At 59.5% G+C, this 19,852-nt stretch carries 13 protein-coding genes; 9 read left to right on the top strand and 4 right to left on the bottom strand.

The window, feature by feature from the left end; genetic code table 11:
• Positions 1-17: 17 nt before the first annotated feature.
• Positions 18-1,070: a prenyltransferase/squalene oxidase repeat-containing protein gene (locus M9Q49_RS08745; protein WP_254508337.1), complete on the top strand. Its 1,053-nt coding sequence runs from the start codon at positions 18-20 to the stop codon at positions 1,068-1,070.
• The gene (locus tag M9Q49_RS08740) at positions 1,067-3,034 is read left to right on the top strand and encodes an acetylxylan esterase (RefSeq protein ID WP_254508336.1); all 1,968 of its coding nucleotides are present in this window, start codon (positions 1,067-1,069) and stop codon (positions 3,032-3,034) included. The genes M9Q49_RS08745 and M9Q49_RS08740 overlap by 4 nt, the downstream gene beginning before the upstream one ends.
• Positions 3,035-3,046: 12 nt before the next feature.
• Here M9Q49_RS08740 and M9Q49_RS08735 read toward each other — a convergent pair whose 3' ends face one another.
• Positions 3,047-4,798 (bottom strand): HAD family hydrolase, encoded by a 1,752-nt coding sequence (locus tag M9Q49_RS08735; RefSeq protein WP_254508335.1) that lies wholly within the window; start codon positions 4,796-4,798, stop codon positions 3,047-3,049.
• Between the two features lie 59 nt (positions 4,799-4,857).
• Positions 4,858-5,076 (bottom strand): hypothetical protein, encoded by a 219-nt coding sequence (locus M9Q49_RS08730; RefSeq protein WP_254508334.1) that lies wholly within the window; start codon positions 5,074-5,076, stop codon positions 4,858-4,860.
• A gap of 497 nt (positions 5,077-5,573) precedes the next feature.
• Here M9Q49_RS08730 and M9Q49_RS08725 point away from each other — a divergent pair, with 497 nt between their 5' ends.
• From M9Q49_RS08725 to M9Q49_RS08700, 6 genes are all read left to right on the top strand, one after another.
• Positions 5,574-5,816, top strand: a complete 243-nt coding sequence (locus M9Q49_RS08725) for a BON domain-containing protein (protein ID WP_254508333.1) — start codon at positions 5,574-5,576, stop codon at positions 5,814-5,816.
• 155 nt (positions 5,817-5,971) lie between these two features.
• A complete protein-coding gene (gene treZ, locus M9Q49_RS08720; RefSeq protein ID WP_254508332.1) occupies positions 5,972-7,870 on the top strand; it encodes a malto-oligosyltrehalose trehalohydrolase in 1,899 nt (632 codons plus the stop codon).
• Between the two features lie 32 nt (positions 7,871-7,902).
• Positions 7,903-9,936, top strand: a complete 2,034-nt coding sequence (locus tag M9Q49_RS08715) for an amylo-alpha-1,6-glucosidase (protein ID WP_254508331.1) — start codon at positions 7,903-7,905, stop codon at positions 9,934-9,936.
• 91 nt (positions 9,937-10,027) lie between these two features.
• Complete coding sequence (locus M9Q49_RS08710) at positions 10,028-11,389, top strand: acyclic terpene utilization AtuA family protein (RefSeq protein WP_254508330.1); 1,362 nt, start codon at positions 10,028-10,030, stop codon at positions 11,387-11,389.
• The gene (locus tag M9Q49_RS08705) at positions 11,386-11,721 is read left to right on the top strand and encodes an AtuA-related protein (protein ID WP_254508329.1); all 336 of its coding nucleotides are present in this window, start codon (positions 11,386-11,388) and stop codon (positions 11,719-11,721) included. The genes M9Q49_RS08710 and M9Q49_RS08705 overlap by 4 nt, the downstream gene beginning before the upstream one ends.
• A 22-nt stretch (positions 11,722-11,743) precedes the next feature.
• Positions 11,744-12,610 carry a metallophosphoesterase family protein gene (locus M9Q49_RS08700; protein ID WP_254508328.1) on the top strand — a complete coding sequence of 289 codons (867 nt, stop codon included), beginning with the start codon at positions 11,744-11,746 and terminating at the stop codon, positions 12,608-12,610.
• Positions 12,611-12,615: 5 nt separating this feature from the next.
• On the opposite strand, the gene M9Q49_RS08695 is transcribed toward M9Q49_RS08700, so the two are convergent.
• Both M9Q49_RS08695 and M9Q49_RS08690 read right to left on the bottom strand, forming a co-directional pair.
• Positions 12,616-17,226, bottom strand: a complete 4,611-nt coding sequence (locus tag M9Q49_RS08695; protein WP_254508327.1) for a serine/threonine-protein kinase — start codon at positions 17,224-17,226, stop codon at positions 12,616-12,618.
• Positions 17,227-17,307: 81 nt separating this feature from the next.
• Positions 17,308-18,189, bottom strand: coding sequence for a 2-oxo acid dehydrogenase subunit E2 (locus M9Q49_RS08690; RefSeq protein ID WP_254508326.1), 882 nt, complete (start codon positions 18,187-18,189; stop codon positions 17,308-17,310).
• 146 nt (positions 18,190-18,335) lie between these two features.
• On the opposite strand from M9Q49_RS08690, the gene mtaB reads away from it, so the two are divergent.
• A complete protein-coding gene (mtaB, locus tag M9Q49_RS08685) occupies positions 18,336-19,640 on the top strand; it encodes a tRNA (N(6)-L-threonylcarbamoyladenosine(37)-C(2))-methylthiotransferase MtaB (RefSeq protein ID WP_254508325.1) in 1,305 nt (434 codons plus the stop codon).
• The last annotated feature ends 212 nt before the right edge of the window (positions 19,641-19,852 follow it).

Below are 19,852 nucleotides of genomic sequence, written 5' to 3'. Positions count from 1 at the left end.
ACGCTTCGGAGCGAATCATGCGACCCATCATCTCAACCGCGATTGTCTGCTGCCTGCTGAACACTCTGGCAATCGCTGCCGACGAGCCCGCGCCCGCCGAAATCAAATCCGCCGTCGAAAAATCCCTGCCGCTCCTCGTCGCCGGCGCGAAAGGAGTGCTCGGCCATGAGCGAAAGTGCTTCATGTGTCACAACCAGGCCATGCCGGTGTTTGCCCTGGTTGCTGCAAAGTCGCGAGGCTTTGCGATCGATGAAGAGCATCTGCAAGCGCAGCTGAAGCACACAGTCAAGTTCCTCGCAACCAACCAGGCCCGCTACCGAGAAGGAAAAGGCCAAGGTGGCGCGATCGATATGGCCGGTTATGCGCTGTGGACGCTGCAAGCCGGCGGTTGGCCTGCGGATGACACGACGGCGGCGGTCGCCGAGTACTTTTTGCGCTATCAAAGCGACAAGGAACACTGGACTTCGGTTTCGAACCGCCCGCCGAGCGAAGCCAGCGCCTTCACCGCGACCTATCTATCGCTCTACAGCTTGCAGGCCTATGGAACGGACGAACAAAAAGAGCGTATCACGGCCCGCTTTGCGAAAGTTCGCGAATGGCTGCTAAAAGGTGAGGCCAAAGATACCGAGGATCGCGTCTTTCAGTTGCGCTCGTTGCCAATCGTCGACGCCAAGCAGGAAGCCATCGCCGAAGCGAAAGAGCAACTACTGAAGTCGCAGCGCGACGACGGTGGTTGGTCGCAGTTGCCCGATCTGGAAAGCGATGCCTACGCGACTGGTTCGGTGCTTGTCGCTTTGCAAGAGAGCGCAGGCCTATCGACGATGGACAAGGCGTATCAGCGCGGCCTGCAATTTTTGCTGAAGTCGCAACTCGCCGACGGTTCGTGGCACGTGAAGTCGCGCAGCAAACCGTTTCAGCCCTATTTTGAATCGGGCTATCCGCACGAAAAGGATCAGTTCATCTCGATTGCCGCGGCCGGTTGGGCAACGAACGCCCTGCTCCTGTCGCTGCCCGAGACGCCGACGAACGAACAACCAAAACCTGCCAACTTGGAAAGCAAGCCTCAATGATCCGCACGACATTCGCTTTGTTGTTGCTGACCGCGGCTGCGAATGCGTTCGCAGCCGACGACCTGAAGGTACTGCCCGATCAACTCGCCGATGGACCGCCGAAGCAAATGTTGCGGCGTTATCTCAAGGCCCAAACCGAAGCGGCGTTTGCTCGCCGGCAGGCCGCGTACGAGCAGCTCAAAACGCCGGAAGATGTAGCCGCATATCAGGCGAAGATTCGTGCGCTCTTGCTGCAGCAACTGGGCGAACGGCCCGAGCGGACTCCGCTGAATCCCCGCGTCGTCGGCGAATTGAAAGGCGCAGGCTATCGCGCGGAGAAAGTGATTTTCGAAAGTCAGCCGCAACACTTCGTCACTGCCGTGATCTTTCTGCCGACGACGAAAGGCCCTTTCCCCGCCGTGCTGGTTCCGGCCGGTCACAGTCAGGATGGCAAGGTATCAAATCAACGAGTTTGCATCCTGCTCGCGATGAACGGCATCGCGGCGATGTGCTACGACCCGATCGGCCAGGGCGAGCGAATTCAGATCATCGATGAAAAGGGAAAGCCGCTTTTCAAGATGACCGAGGAACACACGCTGCTCGGCAGCACGTCGATGTTGCTCGGCCGCGGCACCGCGAGCTACCGTATTTGGGATGGCATGCGGGCGCTCGATTATCTCGCCAGTCGCGACGACATCGATGCCAAACGACTCGGCGTGACCGGCTGTTCCGGCGGAGGCACGCTCAGCAGTTACTTGATGGCTCTCGACCAACGCGTGCTCTGCGCCGCGCCGAGTTGCTATATCACGAGCTTTCCGCGGCTGCTCGCTACCATCGGCCCGCAAGATGCCGAGCAGAACATTCACGCGCAGATCGCGCTCGGCATCGATCATGCGGAATATCTTCTGCTGCGCGCGCCGCGGCCGACGTTGATCCTCGCTTCGACGCATGATTTCTTCGACATTCAAGGAACCTGGGACACCTTCCGACAAGCCAAGCGGGTCTACACGCGGCTCGGCCATCCCGAAGCTGTGAGCCTGATCGAAACCGACGCCAAGCACGGCTACCCGCTGCTGCAGCGCGAAGCGATGGCCCATTGGATGAACCGCTGGTTGCTTGAGAAAGACCAACCGATCAGCGAAGCTCAATTCACCACGCCTAGCGAAGCCGCCGCTCGCTGCACACCGGCAGGTCAGGTGATGTTGCGCCCTGGCGCACGTTCGGTAACCGATCTAAACGCCGAACTTGATGACCGTTTGAAACCGCAACGCGAGAAAATCTGGCAAAAGGAAAACCTGCCGCAAGCGCTCACCAAGGTGCGTGCGATCGCGGGCATCAGGCCGCTGAAAGAACTTCCTCAGCCAGCGATTCGACAAGGAGAAGCTCAGCAGGGCGTGGGTTATTCGATCGAGAAACTCGTGATCGAACCCGAGGCAAATCTTGCTATTCCGGCGCTGTGGCTGAAGCCTGAGAAGTTTAGCGGCAAAAAGTATCTCTACGTTTCCGGCGTCGGCAAACAATCGGCGATCGCCGACGAACAAATTCTGAAACTCGTTCGCAGTGGCCATCTCGTGCTCGCTATCGACGTGCGTGGCTGCGGCGAAACAGGTCCAGCGCCCGAAGGGCTATGGGGCGGCGATTGGAACGACATTTTCGTCAGCTACCTGCTGGGCCGGTCGCTACTCGGAATGCGCGCCGAAGATATTCTTGTCGCCGCGCAACATCTGAGTGAGTCCGGCGAAAAGAGCGAAGTCCATCTGATCGGCGTCGGAGTGTGCGGGCCGCCTGCGTTGCACGCAGCCGCAGTTGAACGTGATCTATTTGCCGGCCTGGAATTGCGCGGCAGTTCGGTTTCTTGGTCCGACTACGTTCGTCATCCCGAACGGCCCGGCCAACTTGTCAACTCGGTGCATGGCGCGCTGCGAGCTTATGATCTGCCCGATTTGCTTCGCAGCTTGCCGTATCCAGCGATCGTGCGCGAGTAATCCCGTGCGAGGTCATTCGGCCTTTGCCGCTTCGACCTTTTCCTCATGGCCGGTGGCCTTCTCGCTCGGCAGCGTGTATCGCTTGCCGATTGCGGCGCCAATCGCTTCGCGACTCTCCTCGGCGGAGAGTTCGGTAGCTTCGATCTTCTCCGCTTCGGCGGCAAGCTCTTCATCCTTGATTGATTCGCGGAACCAGGCCGAGTAATCACCTTGCTGCAGGTGGAACAACCAGGTCTCGTCGTCGATTCCTTCGGCCAACTGCTGAAAGATGGCTAGGTTCTGCGCTTTCAGCTTGAGCTTCTTTTCTGGCCCACGGAAATAAAAGCTCCGGTCTGGGCCGAGATTTCCCTCGGCATACTTGCGGGAATGACGGCGGCGTTCGTTCTTCGGCGGCTCGGTGTGCACGACCGCGACTTCATCACGCCCCGCTTCCCACAACAATACATCGCCGCGGTTGAGTTGCTGGGGCACGAGTGGCAGTGGATGACTGACGGCCGCGCAGAACGTGGTCAGCGTCTTATCAGGCCGTTCGCCGAGGACGATGGCTGCATTCACTTTTTCGAGAGCTGATTTCGAAACACTCTCGGGATGAACCGTCACGAGCGTCATCCCCATGCTTTGCCCGGAGAGCGTTTGCTCGGCCGGCTTCCATTGGGCGTGCAGCAAGTGATGCGCTTCGTCCACCAGGATCCAGTGAGGGCGACCTTTAGCGATGCGCATCGCTTGCAGCCGCGGCAAAAGTGAGTCGAAGAAAGCGGGTCGTTGATCGAGTGGAATGCCCAGCAAGTTGACGACGACGTTGTTCGTGGGATTCTTCAGCTGATCGAGAACTTCTTCGACTAGCGGCGCACGAGTGACATCGCCGAGAACGGAAGCGCCTTTGAGCGTCGAGTAATCTCCTTCGGGATCGACAATCAGAAACTGATAGCCCTTGCTTTGCAAACGCTCGAGCAATCCCGTAGTAACCGTCGATTTGCCGCTCGCCGACGAACCAGCGATGAGCAGATTCACGCCAAACGGATCGAGTCGCCGTTCCGCATCGGTCGCCGTCTTGCCGACGAGAATTCCATGCCGCTTCAACCGCTCATTGAGCACGGCCAAGTCATCTTTGATCAGCTGATCGATGAGCTCTTCGACGCCATGACCGTGATCGCAGTTGGTAACCCAATCGGATCGCTCTTTGAGCACATCGAGCGCGTTCGAAACAGCCACGCCGCATTCGGCGGCAGAAAGAAACGTGTGATCGTTTTCTGCGTCGCCTACGGCAACGCAGTTGTGCGGCGATAGTCCGAGTTGAAGCAAACCAGCAGTCAACCCGGTCGCTTTGTTCACGCCGGAGGGGAGCACCATTACGGCCCCCTTATTGAAGATGACTTGCCGCTCGAGCCCCATGTCGTGGATCGTTTCGAGCACCTCTTTTTGGTGCGGCTCCCAAGTGGCGACGATCACGCGGCCGACAGAGATGCGCGAAACACCGCGAGCGTACAGCGTTTCGACGAACTGCGGCGGTGGCTCTTCGGCCAGGACCGTTTCTTCGCGGGTGGCCGGGTTGTAAAGGAGGGCCCCGTTTTCGAGGACCATGCGGTCGAAGAGTTCGAAATGGTCGAACGTCTTCGCCAAGTCGGGCAATTCTCGGCCACTGACCATAAGCAGTTTACGGCCCGAATCTTTCAATCGCTGCAGGGCCGCAATCGTGCTGTCGCTCACTTTGCCGTGATGGGCGAGGGTTCCGTCGTAGTCGGCTGCCAAAGCCAGATAACGCATGGCTTGTTTGCAATCTATTGTTGGTCAGTGTTGCGGGTTCAAGTGGCGCACGCTACTTACTACTGAGCGACAGTGATCACTTCTTCCAAGCCATCGCTGGAGGCAAGTCCCACAGCCCGCAGCAGCTGTTGTTGAAACAGATAGGCTTGGTGGCGGCGATCGAGCTTTTCATTAGCCGACCATTGGTTACGGATGCGAGCGGCTTCGCTGAGGATCGAACCGTTCGTGTGTTCGGCGGTGCTCGTTGTGGGGCGGGTGGGCTTGGCTTGGGTGACCATCGGACGACTTCCTTGGCAAACGACTGAGAGGATTTTGCATTGCTGCCGGCGAGTCAATTTCTCCGGCGATTTGTTGGATGCACCGTAAAGCAATCGCCGCGCCGCGTCGGCCAGTAGCGAGCTATCGCGTGCAACTGCAACCTAGTCACTCGGTCCCAACTCGCTCAAAGCTAAGTTGTTAGGCGATTTCTGAGATTCAGAAAAAATCTCCGACACGCACCGCTTTCGCCCGTGACGGAACCTCGCCAAGTCTCAAAACGAGAAAATTTGATTTGCGATGAGACGTCGGCCGGTTCCGAAAAGTGTTCGTTGATCGTTCAGCATTCAGCCGTGACAGATTGGTTGTTGGCGAGCCAAGCTGATTGCTGAACGACCAAATCTGCTGGCCGCGCCGCAATCACTCGACATGGATTAAGGACTTACGCGGTGGCCCGCAGTTTGCACTTATTCCACACAACCCGTACCGTCTCTATGTACTCGCTAGGATTTGGTGTTGCATGTCTAGTTTGTCGATGGATCTCGCCCCTCAGGTTGATAATGAGGCGCTTGCACAGCGTATTCGCGAGCACATCGTGTCGAAGCACCGCATTGCGGAGCGCCGGCTGTTGGTGGAAGTAAGCGCCGGTGTTGCCACTCTACGCGGTTGGGCACCTACGTATTATCAGCGTCAGTTGTGGCTACACGACGCGCGCTCTTTCGGCGAAGTCGAGCAAATTGTTGATCTGATTGAAGTGGCTTAGTCCGCAATCGTTTGATTCATTGAGTCATCTCCTCGCGGCTGGGCGTGAGCAATCGCGCCCAGCCGTTTTTCGTTTGCGGCGCGGTAGTTGCTAATTTGGTTTCGCCCCTCGACCGAAGCTACATCGCTTCAGGAGGTTCACGAAAGGATGCTGATATGCCGCGACGCCTGCCCGTTGGCGCCGAATTGTTGTCTGATGGAAGCGCATCCTTTCGCGTCTGGGCGCCGAAGAGCCAGCGCGTTGAAGTCTTACTTCACGATACGACGAGCAAATTTGAGCTCACGCCCGAAGCCGATGGCTATCACAGCGGCACTGTGCCGGAACTGAGTGATGGCGCGCTCTACTGGTATGTCGTCAACGGCAATCGCTTCCCTGATCCAGTCTCGCGCTATCAGCCTGATGGACCGCATGGCCCATCGCAGATCGTCGATCCGACTAAGTTCAAATGGACCGATCAGGCCTGGAAGGGAAGCAAGCTCGCCGGCCAAGTGATTTATGAACTGCACATCGGCACGTTCACGCCTGAAGGTACCTGGCAGGCGGCGATCGAAAAGCTGCCTCATCTCGCCGAGACGGGTATCACGCTGCTTGAAGTGATGCCGGTCGCGGAGTTCCCCGGCCGTTTCGGTTGGGGATACGACGGCACGTTCATGTTTGCCCCGACGCGCCTGTACGGCAAACCCGATGATTTTCGCCGTTTTGTGGACGAAGCGCATCGGCTCGGGCTGGGCGTCATTTTGGATGTCGTCTACAACCATCTCGGGCCGGATGGCAACTACACCGGCTGTTTTTCCGATCATTACTTTAGCCACAAGTACGACAATGAATGGGGCGACGCCATCAATTTTGACGGCGAGCAGAACGGCCCCGTGCGGGAGTTCTTTGCCAAGAACGCCAGCTATTGGATCGACGAGTATCATCTCGATGGTTTGCGACTGGACGCGACGCAACAGATTTTCGATGACTCGCCCGAGCACATCCTGACGGTCATCGGCAACGAAGTGCGTGCTGCAGCCAAGGGCCGCGCTACTCTCATCGTCAATGAAAACGAACGGCAGGAAGCGCGATTGGTTCGGCCCGTGGACCAAGGCGGCTGCGGCCTTGATGCGATCTGGAACGACGATTTTCATCACAGCGCTCGCGTCGCCGTGACCGGTCACAACGAAGCCTACTTCACCGACTACAAAGGAACTGCCCAAGAGCTGATCTCGTCGCTGAAGTGGGGCTTTCTCTATCAAGGCCAACGTTACCAATGGCAGCAAGCGCGGCGTGGCCATTATTCGCTCGATTTGCAGCCGGCGCAGTTCATCACGTTCACACAGAACCACGATCAGATCGCCAACTCCGGCACTGGTGAGCGGCTGCATCAGATGACGAGCATCGATCAGTACAAAGCGCTCACTGCGCTGCTGCTGCTCGGGCCGAATACGCCAATGCTCTTTCAAGGGCAGGAGTTCGCCGCTAGCGCGCCGTTTTTGTTTTTTGCTGATCACAAGCCCGATTTGAACACCGCCATTCGCGAAGGCCGACTGAAATTCCTCAGCCAGTTTCCCAGCCTGGCGACGGAAGAGATGAAAACGATCTTGCCGGATCCCAGTGCCGAGGAAACGTTCCGTCGTTGTATTCTCGATTGGTCGGAAGTTGAGAAAAACCGCGAGTTGTATCAGTTCCATTGCGATCTGCTCAAGCTGCGGCGCGATGAACCTGCCTTTCGGTCCCAAGATCGCCATCGCTTCGATGCCTCGGTCCTCAGCAACGACGCATTTGTCCTTCGCTTCTTCGGCGAGCGATCGGACGATCGGTTGCTGTTCATCAATTTCGGCCGCGATTTGATCTACGACCCCGCGCCGGAGCCACTGCTCGCGCCGCCGCCCGATCAAGAATGGGAAATCCTGTTGTCGAGCGAAGACCCGGCATATGGCGGTCGCGGCACGCCGCCGCTGGAGTCGGAAGAGCTGATCTGGCGCATTCCCGCGATGGCTGCCGTGGTTTTGAAACCGCGGAAGCAGGATCCAGAAGTCGCGATCAAGCAACGAACACCGCCTAAGAAATAATCGCTTTGAATCTGGCAGAGAAAGGACTCGAGATGGAGAGTTGGGTTTTACGCATGCCGTGGGCCGGCCGCGAGGAAGTCGAGCGAGAGTCGCTCCTGACGCGCGAATGGCTCGTGACCAACGGGCTCGGTGGTTACGCCTCCGGCACGATCGGCGGCGTCGCGGCACGGCGCTACCATGCGTTACTCATTGCCGCGTTACCGGCGCCGCTGGGTCGGCGCGTAATGCTCAATCACTTAACCGAACTCATCCGCCTCCCCAATCGCGCCAAGTATCTGATCGGCGGCGAAGAGCGCGGCGGCGAACTCAATTTGCACGGCAGCGAATGGCTCACTGAATTCCGCCTGGAGCTCGGCCTGCCGGTGTGGCGGTACGAATTCGATGGCTATGTGCTCGAGCGGCGGATTTTGCTGCCTCACCATCAGAACACGGTGCACGTCAACTATCGCTTGATTCGCGGTGATGGTCCCGTGCGGGTGAAACTCCGGCCGTCGATTCACTTCCGTCCCCACGAAGCGCCGGTGAATCATCCGCACTCCGGCCCATGTCCTGTCAGCTTCAATGATGGCCGTCTCGAACTGGCTTCCCCCGAGCCATTGCCGCCGCTGCGAATGAAACTCATCGGGGAACGCCAGGCTTGCACGCTGGAAGGGACTCACCTTGCCAACGTCATCTATCGCGTCGAAGAGAGTCGTGGTTACGAAGCCCTCGGTGAGCTCTGGAGTCCCGGTTATTTTCGCGCCGATCTTTCCCAAGAAAAGCCAGTCACGCTGATTGCTTCGACCGAGTCTTGGGACACCATTCAGGCCTTGTCGCCCGAGCAAGCTCAGGAATATGAAGCGAATCGCCGAACGCAGTTGTTGACGATTGCTCATCCTGCACTGCGCGCCGGCCCTGCCAGTGAACTGACGCTCGCTGCCGATCAGTTTCTGATCACGCCGGCTGGCCGCGTCGAAGAAGCCGCTCGCTCGCGGGCTGCGGGCGACGATGTGCGCACCGTCATCGCCGGTTATCACTGGTTCACCGATTGGGGCCGCGACACCATGATCAGCCTCGAAGGGCTGACGCTTTCGACCGGCCGTCACGCGGAAGCGGGCTACATTCTGCGGACGTTCGGCCATTACGTCCGCGATGGTTTGATTCCCAATCTCTTCCCCGAAGGGGAGAAGCAAGGTCTCTATCACACGGCCGATGCCACGATGTGGTTCTTTCACGCGCTCAGTCGTTACGTGAGTGCGACCGGCGATCGCAACACGCTGAGGCTGCTGCTGCCCAAGCTGATCGACATTGTGGATCATCACGAGCGCGGCACGCGGTTCGGCATCGGCCTCGATCCGACCGATGGCTTGATCCGCCAGGGCGCGCCCGGTTATCAACTGACTTGGATGGACGCAAAAGTCGGCGATTGGGTCGTCACGCCCCGCCGCGGCAAAGCCGTCGAAATCAATGCGCTCTGGTACAACGCGCTGCGACTTATGCAGAACTGGGTGCACGATGAGCACGGCGGCGACGCGGCGCAAAAATACGCCAACCTCGCCGAGCGAGCCAAAGCGTCGTTCAATCGTCGCTTCTGGTACGCGCCGGGAAATTACTTGTACGACGTAATCGACGGCGAGACAGGAGATGACACCGCGCTGCGGCCTAATCAGCTTTTTTCCTTCTCGCTCGAGCATCCGGTGCTCGATCCACAGCGCTGGAAACCCGTGCTCGACGTTGTGCAGCAGCAACTCCTTACGCCGGTCGGTTTGCGGTCGCTTGCGGCAGGGCATCCCGATTACAAAGCCAAATACTTCGGCGATCTGCGAGCGCGCGATGCGGCGTACCATCAGGGGACCGTCTGGGGCTGGCTCATCGGGCCGTTCATCGACGCTTGGCTGACCGTTCATCCCGAAGACCGCACCGGCGCGCGACGTTTCCTCGAAGGATTTGTCGATCACCTGGGCGAAGCTTGCCTCGGCTCGATCAGCGAAGTCTTCGACGCCGAATCGCCATTCGTACCCCGTGGCTGCATCGCCCAGGCCTGGAGCGTGGCCGAGGTGCTGCGATGTTGGATACGAACGTCGTAATGCAGAATGGAGAAGGCAGAACGCAGAATGAAAATTCTTTTTTTAGTTCTGCATTCTGCCTTCTTACTTCTGCATTCGTTAAGCTGTCGGCATGAGAGTCGTTCGTATTGCTAATGGCGCGGGGTTTCTTGGAGATCGCATCACTGCGCCGCGCGAGCTCGTCGAAGCTGCGACTGTTGACTATCTGACGATCGAACATTTAGCCGAGCTGACGATGTCGATTCTCGCGCGGCAGCGCGAGAAAGATCCCAAGGCCGGTTATGCGGAAGATTTCGTCGAGATCATCCGCAGTCTGTGCGAGCCGCTAAAAAAACAGCCGCAGCTGAAGATCATCGCCAACAGCGGCGGCATGAATCCGCTCGCGTGCGCAGCGGCGGTGAGCAAAGTGCTGAAAGACGCAGGCCTTGGTGACACGGTTATCGGCGTCGTCACAGGTGACGATTTGATGCAGGATCTTGCAGCCGCGGAGTTTCGCAATCTTGATACCGACGAACCATTGTCGGTGCTGCCGCGCGAGAAAATCGTCAGTGCGAATGCCTATCTCGGCGCACGACCGATTGTCGCTGCACTCGTTGCTGGCGCGCGAATCGTGATTACTGGCCGCGTGGCCGATGCCTCGCTGACCGTCGCGCCGCTGGTGCATGAATTCGGTTGGAGCTGGGACGATTTGCCGAAAATCGCGGCGGCAACCGTGGCGGGGCATCTCATCGAATGCGGCGCGCAAGTCACCGGCGGCTATGCGACCGATTGGGAGCATTCGCACCTCGTCAACGTCGGCTATCCGATCGCTGAAGTGAACGAAGCCGGCGAAACGATCATCACAAAACCAGCGAACACCGGCGGCTGCGTGAATTTTCGTACTGTCGCCGAGCAGCTCGTTTATGAAATTGGTGATCCACATCGTTACTACACTCCCGACATCGTTTGCGACTTCACGACCGTTGAATTGAAAGACCTGGGAAATGATCGGGTCCTGGTCACCGGTGCGAGCGGCTCGGATGCAACCAGCACTTACAAAGTTTCGCTCGCCTATCGCGACGGCTTCATGGCGAGCGGGCAGCTGCTGGTCTATGGCCTCGATTGCCCGGCGAAAGCGCAAGCCTGCGGCGAAATGATTTTGCAGCGAACGGCTGCGGCTGGCTTTCCGCTCGCGCGCACGAACATCGAATTGCTGGGACAAGGGGCCGGTGTTCCCGGTTCGTGGTTCTGGCGGAAATATCAGCCGCCGGGCGAAGTGATGCTCCGCGTCACCGTTCACGATCCTAACCGCGCTGCCGTGGAACACTTCACGCGCGAGATCGCCCCGCTCATCACCAGCGGCCCCGCCGGTCTCGCGGGATATGCCGCTGGTCGGCCGTCGGTACGACCCGTGTTCGCCTACTGGCCCACGCTCATTCCGAAGTCGCTGGTGATCGCGAAGGTCCAGGTGCAAACAGCGGAGAAGTTCGCATGACCTCCGGCCAACTCATGTTCGTTCGCGATCTCGCCACCGCGCGCAGCGGCGACAAAGGAAACCACGCCAACATCGGCGTCGTGGCCAAGGATGCCGAGAGCTACGAAATCCTCCGCAGCCGTTTGACGTCGGTCCGCGTGCAATCGCATTTCTCCGGCCTAGGAATTACCCGCGTCGAGCGCTTCGAATTGCCGCTGATCGGGGCGTTTAACTTCCTGCTGTACGATGCTCTCGGCGGCGGCGCGAGCCGGTCGCTCCGAATCGATACTCAGGGGAAACTTCTCGCCACTTCTTTGCTCGATTTGCAGTTGCGACTCGCTCCTGAGGTATGAGGATTGCAGGCAATGGGCGTTCATGCTCAGTATCCTGCACATCTCTGATCTGCATTTCGGCCCGTTTTTCGTGCCACGCGTGGCCGAGGCCCTTCTGAAGAGCGCGGCCGCCCTGCAGGTCGATTGCATTGTGGCCAGCGGAGACTTTTCGCAGCGGGCAACGGTGGAAGAATTCGCCGCCGCGCGCAGGTTTCTTGATCAGTTGCCGCCCGTGCCGCTGGTCGTCTGCCCCGGCAATCACGACGTGCCGTTGTATCGTGTTTGGGAACGGATCTTCCAGCCACATGCCAATTATCAGAAGTACATCTCGCCGAAGCTGAACGACGTGTTGCACCTGCCGGCGGCGACGATCGTGTCGCTCGATTCCACGGCGCCACTACGAGCCATCAAGAATGGCCGGATCCGCCGCGAGCACCTGGTCTTCGCCCGCGATGTCTTTTCAGCCTCACCGCCGGAGAAAGTTCGTATCGTCGTCGCGCATCATCACTTTGCCCCCGCGCCCGATTACGAACGGAGCACCGCGATGCCGAAAGCCCGCCGGGCGATGGATGTGTTCGAGGCCTGCGGCGTGGAACTGGTCCTCGGCGGGCATTTGCATCGGGCGTATGTTGGCAACTCGCTCGACGTTTATCCGGGCCAGGATCGGAAGCATGGCATTGTGATCGCGCAGAGCGGGACGACCACCTCCCGCCGCGGCCGGGCTCGTGAGCGCGAGAAGAATTCGTTCAATTTCATCCGCGTCACCGACGAGTCGATTCGAATCACGCACTACATGTACTTCGACGGAGCGGACGGCTTTGCGCCGTTCAGCCGGCACATTTATCCGCGGGCCACTCAGCAATACTTCGCCGAACCAGCCGAGCCATCGCTCGATATGTTCGCGCGGTGAGCGAGTTATTTTTTCTTTTCGCTCTCGGCCGACTTGTAGCGTTTGACGAGCGATTCCAAGCGAGAATCTTGCGGCACGAGGGGCGCAAAATAGAGAGCCGGCTTCAGCAACTCGCTGGCAGTCTGCGCTGACTGCTGCCGGTTCGGATCGGACGCCGCAGTCTGAGATCCTTGCTGCTGGTAGACGTCCAGATACTTCTCGCGCGACTCGAGCGAGGGAGCTGTCGTCAAATACTTCCACAGCGCCCGCTTCTCCAGCACGCTCGCGCCAGGCAGCACCTTGCCGGCCAACAGATCGGCGGCGCTGGCACGATTGATTTCCGTGAGCAACGCCTGAATGCGCAGGTCCTGGCTGTCCCAATGCTTCTGCACGCAATCACGAATCGCAGCTGTCGCAATTCCCGCCTTAGCCTGGCGGTCGGCCTCGTAGCTGCGCTGCGAGACTTCCGAAGCTGCACTTCCCAGCGGCTTCATTCGCTCAAAGTCGCGACAAAGTTCACGGGCAGCAATGTCTTGCAGGTACGCTTCGGCCAGACGACGGTGCGGCGAACGGGCCGGGAGTTCCAACGTCAGTTGCTGCGCGGTGCGCTTCAAATCGGGAATCGCGCCGGTCAGTGAAGCTTCGGCATAAAGTCGCGCGGCTTCGAGTTTCCAGGCGTCGCTCGATCGCCATTGGTCATACCAAGGACCTTTCGCGGGCAACCAACGGAGTAATTTGGAGGGCTCCGAATAGAGCCCAGCCGTGGCAGTCGCGATGCCAAAGACCGCGGCTGGGTCTTGATCGGCGGGATTCTTTTCCAGCGCGACGAAGATCTCATCGGCCAGTTGTTGAGCGGGACGAAGCGAAGGCCCTTCCTGATTGCTCACGACTTGCAATAACCGCCAGCGATAATGAGTCAGCCGCGGCGCGCGAGGATCGGCCGCTTCGATGGCCGTTCGTAACGCTGCTTCGGCTTGCGTGAGCCTGGCCGCCCGATCGGCGTCGGTAGCGAGGCCGATATGTGCCTCGGCGAGGGCAGCGAGGTTTTCCGCGTCGTGCGGCTGCCAGCGTTTGGTCGTGCGGCGATCGCTGAGCGAGGTCTCGAGTTCGGCGACGGCTTGCTGCAACCTTGCTTTGCGGTCTTCCAAAGAAAGTTCCGAGAACAACTCCGATCCATGCCGCATCAGAGCCCGACCCTTGCCGGCTTGCAGTTGACTGACGCCAGCCGATTTCGCGGGAACCGCGCGCAGGCCTTGTTCGCAGGCGGCGAGAGCCAGGGCATAATTGTCGATCCGTCCGAGCGCAAAGGCCATCTCTTCGTGCGCTACGGCCAAGGTAACAAACGGCTCCGCACCCTCCGGCTTGGCCCCAGCGATGGCCTGGCGGGCGAGATTGGCCGCTTTCCACAAATAGTGCGATTTCGTGCCTGCTGGTGGTTCGATCTGCTCGTTGCTGACCTCGTAGTCGGTGCCGCTCAATTCTGTCCAGCCGGCGAGTTTCAACTGCAAATCGGCAAACTCATTCGCCGCTTGCGCGGACAAGGCGGGATTGTTGGTTGCGGCCGCCAGGCACTTTTCATAACGGGCCGAGGCATCGCGGACGAGTTCATTTCGCCGTTGCAGACTGGGCTCTTGATAGGCTTGCTGGCGGCGCACGTAGCCGCCAATCCGCAGCAACTCGGCATCGGTTGCGGTACCAGTAGGATCGAAGGCATCGATGATGGCGAGCAGATCGGGCAACGTTCGGGTCACATCGGCAGTCAACTTGGGAATCGTGGCCAGGACTTGCTGATGCGCCGTTGTCAGATGTTCCGCTGGAACTTTGCCGGCGGCGACGGCCTGCTTATCCCACTGCCGGGCTCGCTCGAACGCGCGATGCGCGACCAGCAGCGTGCGAACGTCGGCGGAAAGATTCGGCTGACTAGCCGGTTCGATGAGTCGGGCAATCTCGGGCGTTCGCTGCACTAAGCGAGCTTGCGCGGCAGCCAATAACGCCAGACTGGCGGGATCGGCCGCGGTTGAATTTGGATTCGCTAGGGCAGCTTGATTCAGCACTGGCTCGAGAAGCGTGCGATAAAGTCCCACGTCGCTCGGCCGTGTTTCCTGCGCGAAGTCGAAATAGAGAGGCACGCCATCTTGCTTCGTCGCCAGGAGCGTTGCAAAGCCGTTCACAGCGTCGCGAAATCCATCTGATCCCGGTGCAGCCGTTCGCAGTATGGCCAACTTCATGACGTAAAACACGAGCCTCCGCTGCTGCTGATTGTCGAGCACGGCGTTCGTGGCCGAATTGTTGAAAGCCGCGCTCGCAAGTCGGCCAATCGCCGACCAATCCGCGGGCCGATTGGGATTTTCGAGCGCCTGGCTGGCTTGCTTAATGGCCTGCACAGCGGCTAGCGACTTCCCCGGCAGTTGGTTGTGGCTGGCGGTCGCCAGCAATTCGTCGAGCTGCTTATTCGAGTCCAGTTGAAAGCGCGGGAGTTCGAGCAAGTCCCTGTCGGTCTTGCCGAGTTCCAGCAGCGCGATCTGCCCCAGAGGTTCGGCCAAACGCTGCTTGCGATCAGCAATGAACCAAGCCGGCTGCGGCGAAGCATTGAGCAGTTCCTGCAGACGTTCGCCTTCGGCGTGGACGTCGACTTGCTTAACACGCCACGGCAGACGAAGTGCATCGACGTAAACGACAAACTGGTTTCGCAGCGTGGCGAGCTTCGCCGGAAGTTCCGCCGTGTGGGCCGATTCGATCTGCGTATTCCAGGCTTCGAGTTGGTCTTTTCCCGGCGCAGAATCGGCTAGTCGCAATTCGCAATCGATGCGCAGCAAAACTCCGAGTGGGTGCGAATCGTGCAGCCGCAGCGCGGGACTGCTGAGCATACTTTCCAGATCGCTGGTCGTCGGCAACGGACGATTCAGCAGTCGTTGCAAACTAGCGGTGCGAAACTCTTGCTCGAAGACTCGAAACTCGCTGCTGTCCAAACTCTTCGGCGGCGTGCGATTGGAGTTTCGCTGCAGCCACTGTTCGGTAGCAGCGAAGACAGCGGGGTTCTCTTCGGCTTTGCTACGCAGCGCCAAAAACCACTCGGTAGGATCGGCAGCGCTGCGCACTTCTGATTCCAGCACTCGCAGCAACTCGCGCGGCGGCAACTTGGCATCGGCAAAGGCCACCGTGAGCGCTTCATCACCATGCAACAGCGGAGGCGTTCCGATGGGCGTGGGTGGCGTCTCTGGTTTGACTTCCGGTTTGATCTTTGGCTGAGTCGGCAGCACTTTTCCCGGAGGCATTGGATTGGGGCTGGGATCAGGTTCGTTGGCCGGAATTTCTATCGGCGGAACGATCGGCCTTGGAGGAATAGCAGCGACCTGCTTTTGCTGCCACCAATCGCCTTGAAAGGCGAACCCAAAGATTCCAAGGAGTAGCAGCAGCACCGCCAGCGCGAGCCCGACCACTTGTACGGGCGACCAAACACGGCCGTTCGATTTTTCGGCCGCAGCGAGCGTTTGAATGAACTCGGTACACGTGGAAAAGCGATCCTGCGGCAACTTCGACAAGGCTCGCTTGAGCGCAGCCCGCGATCGCGCGTTCGTAATGAAGGAAAGATTGTGCCGGCCTTCATCTTTTTCTCGATAGATGGCCGTTTGCGTTACGCCGAAGAATGGCCAACGGCCGGTGATCAGTTCGATGTACGTCACCGCGAGCGAATACTGGTCGCTGGCAGGAACCGGACGGTTATTGATCGCTTCGGGCGCGGCGTACGCCGGCGTGCAGCCGATGGTCGTCGCTGTCGAGCTCGTCGAATCACTCGCCAGGCCATAGTCGCAAACTTTGGCATCGTCGCCGACAAGAATGATGTTCTGCGGTTTGATATCGCGATGCACGATGTCGTGACGGTGCAAATAATCGAGGCCGCGGGCCGCTTGCTCCAAGTAAGGGAGCACCGTCGCCGCCGGCAAGGGCACGAGGGGCTCTTCGAGCGGATCGCTGAGCACGGCCGGTGTGCTGGTGGCGATTGTTTGCGAGTCGCCCGCAGTCACACCCATCCGCGTTACCGCGCGCGTCGGGCGATGTGGTGTCCGCGCGGTTTCGCGTTCGGTGTGTTGCAGTTGCAACTGATGCAACGTGTATTGCCCGACCTCCATCACAATCACCAGCCAAGCGGCGCGATGCTTATCACCCGTCTTGGTATCAGTCGCGGCGCCCTGTGTCTCGGCGAGTTGCTCGACGGCCGTGAGATTGGAAGACGGCTTCGCTGCGGGCAACATGGTTCCTTGCGGCGTCACTCGCTGCGGCTCGCCGGGATCGGTCTCGATCGTGCGGCGGACCGGCGTGGTCGCTTCGGTCAGCGGCGAGGCCGATGTCGCCAGGCTGTTCCCATCGTGATCGAGCAGACCGTAGTCAATCAGTTTGAGCAAGTTCGTATTGTTGATCTTGCGGTCTTTGATCAGTTGCAGCGCCTTGAACTCCTTCAGGCCGCCACTCCCTTGCAGGCTGACGAATTTCAGCGCCCACTCGAAGCCCTTCTCATTGGCCGCGAGCCAAACGGCGCCGAAGCTCCCTTCGCCGAGCTTGCGCACCAGCCGATAGCCAAAAACAAGTTCGCCGCGTTCAAAGCGAAGAGGCGGGCGTGAGAGAATTGGTTCCGTCACAATTTCACCACGAAAAATCGAACCGGCGTAGCCGAAAAACGAGCCATTCCAGAATAAGCGATGGCCCGCGCCGGAGCAACTTTAGTGCGGCTTTGATGCATCCACGCATCGAATTGGGTCGATCGGGCGACGGCGGCCCGAGTGGTCAATTTTTCTGCTCTGCCGCGGCTCGCGCCGCTCGCCAGGTTGGGCAATGGCGAGCAACTCCTCGCGAATCTCCTGATGCAATACTCCTTCGACGGCGTCAAGCGCTCGCGCCGCCGTGGCTCCGTCGATAACTCGATGATCGTAGGCCAGCCGCACGTCGAGACTGCCGTCGGCTTCGAAGGTGCCGTAGTTAAGCGTCATCGCCAACGGCGATAGCACGTGCAAGCCAGCCGCACCGAGCGAAGCCACCACGCTGATAGCAAAGGTGCCGAAATAGTAGCTCTTCCAACGGCCGGTGGTTTCGAGTGCGGTCCACCACATCAACCGGCGCAACGGCAGCGGCAACGAACTGATCCACAAGCCCTGGCGAAAGCTATCTACCTGCTCAATCGGCGCCGACTTGTGGGCCCGCACCATTTGATTGAGCACGCTCAGCGAAATGAGTTCCGGCTGCGGCACACGAGCGACGAAGACTCCCTCTTCGCCCTGCCACGTGCGTTCCAAGCTGAACGACGCCACGTTGATCGGATGCTCGTAAAGGTGACCGGTCGGAAAAGTGAGAAACGTCCGCCGCAACTCCGGCCGCTGAGCCGCGACCAGGCACCAAGCCTTCATGAAGATTGCACACCAGCTCACGCGGCGGGCCGATTGAGCACGAGCCGCGATCACATCGGCCAACCGCATCCGCCGTTGCATGGGAACGCTGGGAATGCGGCGAGCAAAGTGGAGCACATCTCCCATGAAGCGTCGCGGCAACGATAAGGAAATCTTTTTCCCGGCAACGCAGGGGACTTTGCGATTGAGCAGGCGCGACATGCAACAGGTCCAATGGGCAGGCAGGTTGGAAGGGAGATTCTAGTGAAAAAACTCCCCTGCTTGCAGCTTAGTTGCCAGCCGCGGCCTGTCGCCATTTCGTAATGATCCTCTCCCGCAAACGAGGGTCGGCTTGTTACGATAATGACATGTCTGCCACGCTGAAAACCATCACTCTCGGCTGCAAGGTCAACCAGTACGAAACCGAACTGGTCCGCGAAGGCCTGCGCCGCGCCGGCTATCAAGACGCCGCCGAAGATCAGGCCGCCGATCTGTGCGTGGTCAACACCTGCACCGTCACTGCCGAGGGAGACAGCAAAAGTCGCCACGTCATCCGCAAGCTCGCTCGCGTCAATCCCACGACTCGCATCGTGGTGATGGGCTGTTACGCGACGCGCGCGCCGGAAGAAGTTGCTGCCCTGCCGAATGTCGCCGAAGTGGTCACCGACAAGCGCGAGATCCCCGATCTGCTGCAGCGGTTTGGAGTGATCGACATTCCCACCGGCATTTCGCGCTTCACCGGCCGCAAGCGAGCCTATGTGAAGGTGCAGGACGGCTGCCTGCTTCGCTGCAGCTACTGCATCATTCCGCACGTCCGGCCGAACGTTTACAGCCGGCCCGTCGAACACATTCGCGATGAGGTCGCCCGCCTCGTCGACAACGGCCATCGCGAAATCATTCTCACCGGTGTTCACCTCGGCCACTTCGGCGTGGAGCAAAACCACGGCAAGCCGCGCGAAGAATGGATTCGCCTGGCGACGCTGGTGCGCGAGCTCTGCCGCCTGCCGGGCGAGTTCCGCATTCGACTCAGCAGCATCGAAGCCACCGAAGTCACTCGCGATCTGATCAGCGTGCTCGCCGAGAATCCGACGCGCATCGCGCCGCACTTGCACATCTGTCTGCAGAGCGGTTCCGATGCCGTGCTCCGCCGCATGAAGCGTCGCTGGGGAAGCAAGCTCTTCGTCGATCGCTGCCGACTGGTCCGCGAGTCGCTCGATCAGCCTGGCCTATCGACCGACGTCATCGTCGGCTTTCCGGGCGAGACCGAAGAAGACTTTGCTGCGACTTGCCAGGTCGTGCGCGACTGCGGCTTTGCCAAGGTCCACATCTTTCCCTTCAGCGGCCGCAAGGGAACGCCGGCGTACGACTTCCCCGACCAGATCCCGCACGAAATGAAGCAGCAGCGACTCGTCCACCTCCAGCAAGTCGAAGCTGAAGTCCGCGACGAATATTTCCGCTCGCTGCTCGGCCGCACATTGCAAGTGATGGTCGAAGGGGAAAGCGAATACCTGCCCGAGTTGTCGCCGGGTGTACCTGACGGCTTCGCCGGCACCTCTTGTCGCTACGCACCGGTCGAAATCGAAGCGACGGGTTTGCAACCCAGCACGCTGGTCGATGTGGTAGGTCACCGCGTCGCCGACGGCCGCATCATCGCTCGCCTGGCGTCATCCTAACGCCGCTGGCAGCCCCGATTCGGGTCGCGTTCGCGCCCCCCCTTTCATACCCCCAGAATATAACAGGGTGATACGGACAACGATTTGCTTCGTAAGTCCTGCTGGCAAACGCTTAAACCCAAAAAACAGCTGCAATTGCACCTCTCCAATATCGCACTTTATCGGAATTATATACTTGCCGGACCATTAATCCGCAGACCCCATTACCACCA

Source organism: Anatilimnocola floriformis, from assembly GCF_024256385.1.
GTDB lineage: Bacteria > Planctomycetota > Planctomycetia > Pirellulales > Pirellulaceae > Anatilimnocola > Anatilimnocola floriformis.
Note: the sequence above shows the minus strand (reverse complement) of the source record. Positions and strands in the feature narration are given on the sequence as shown.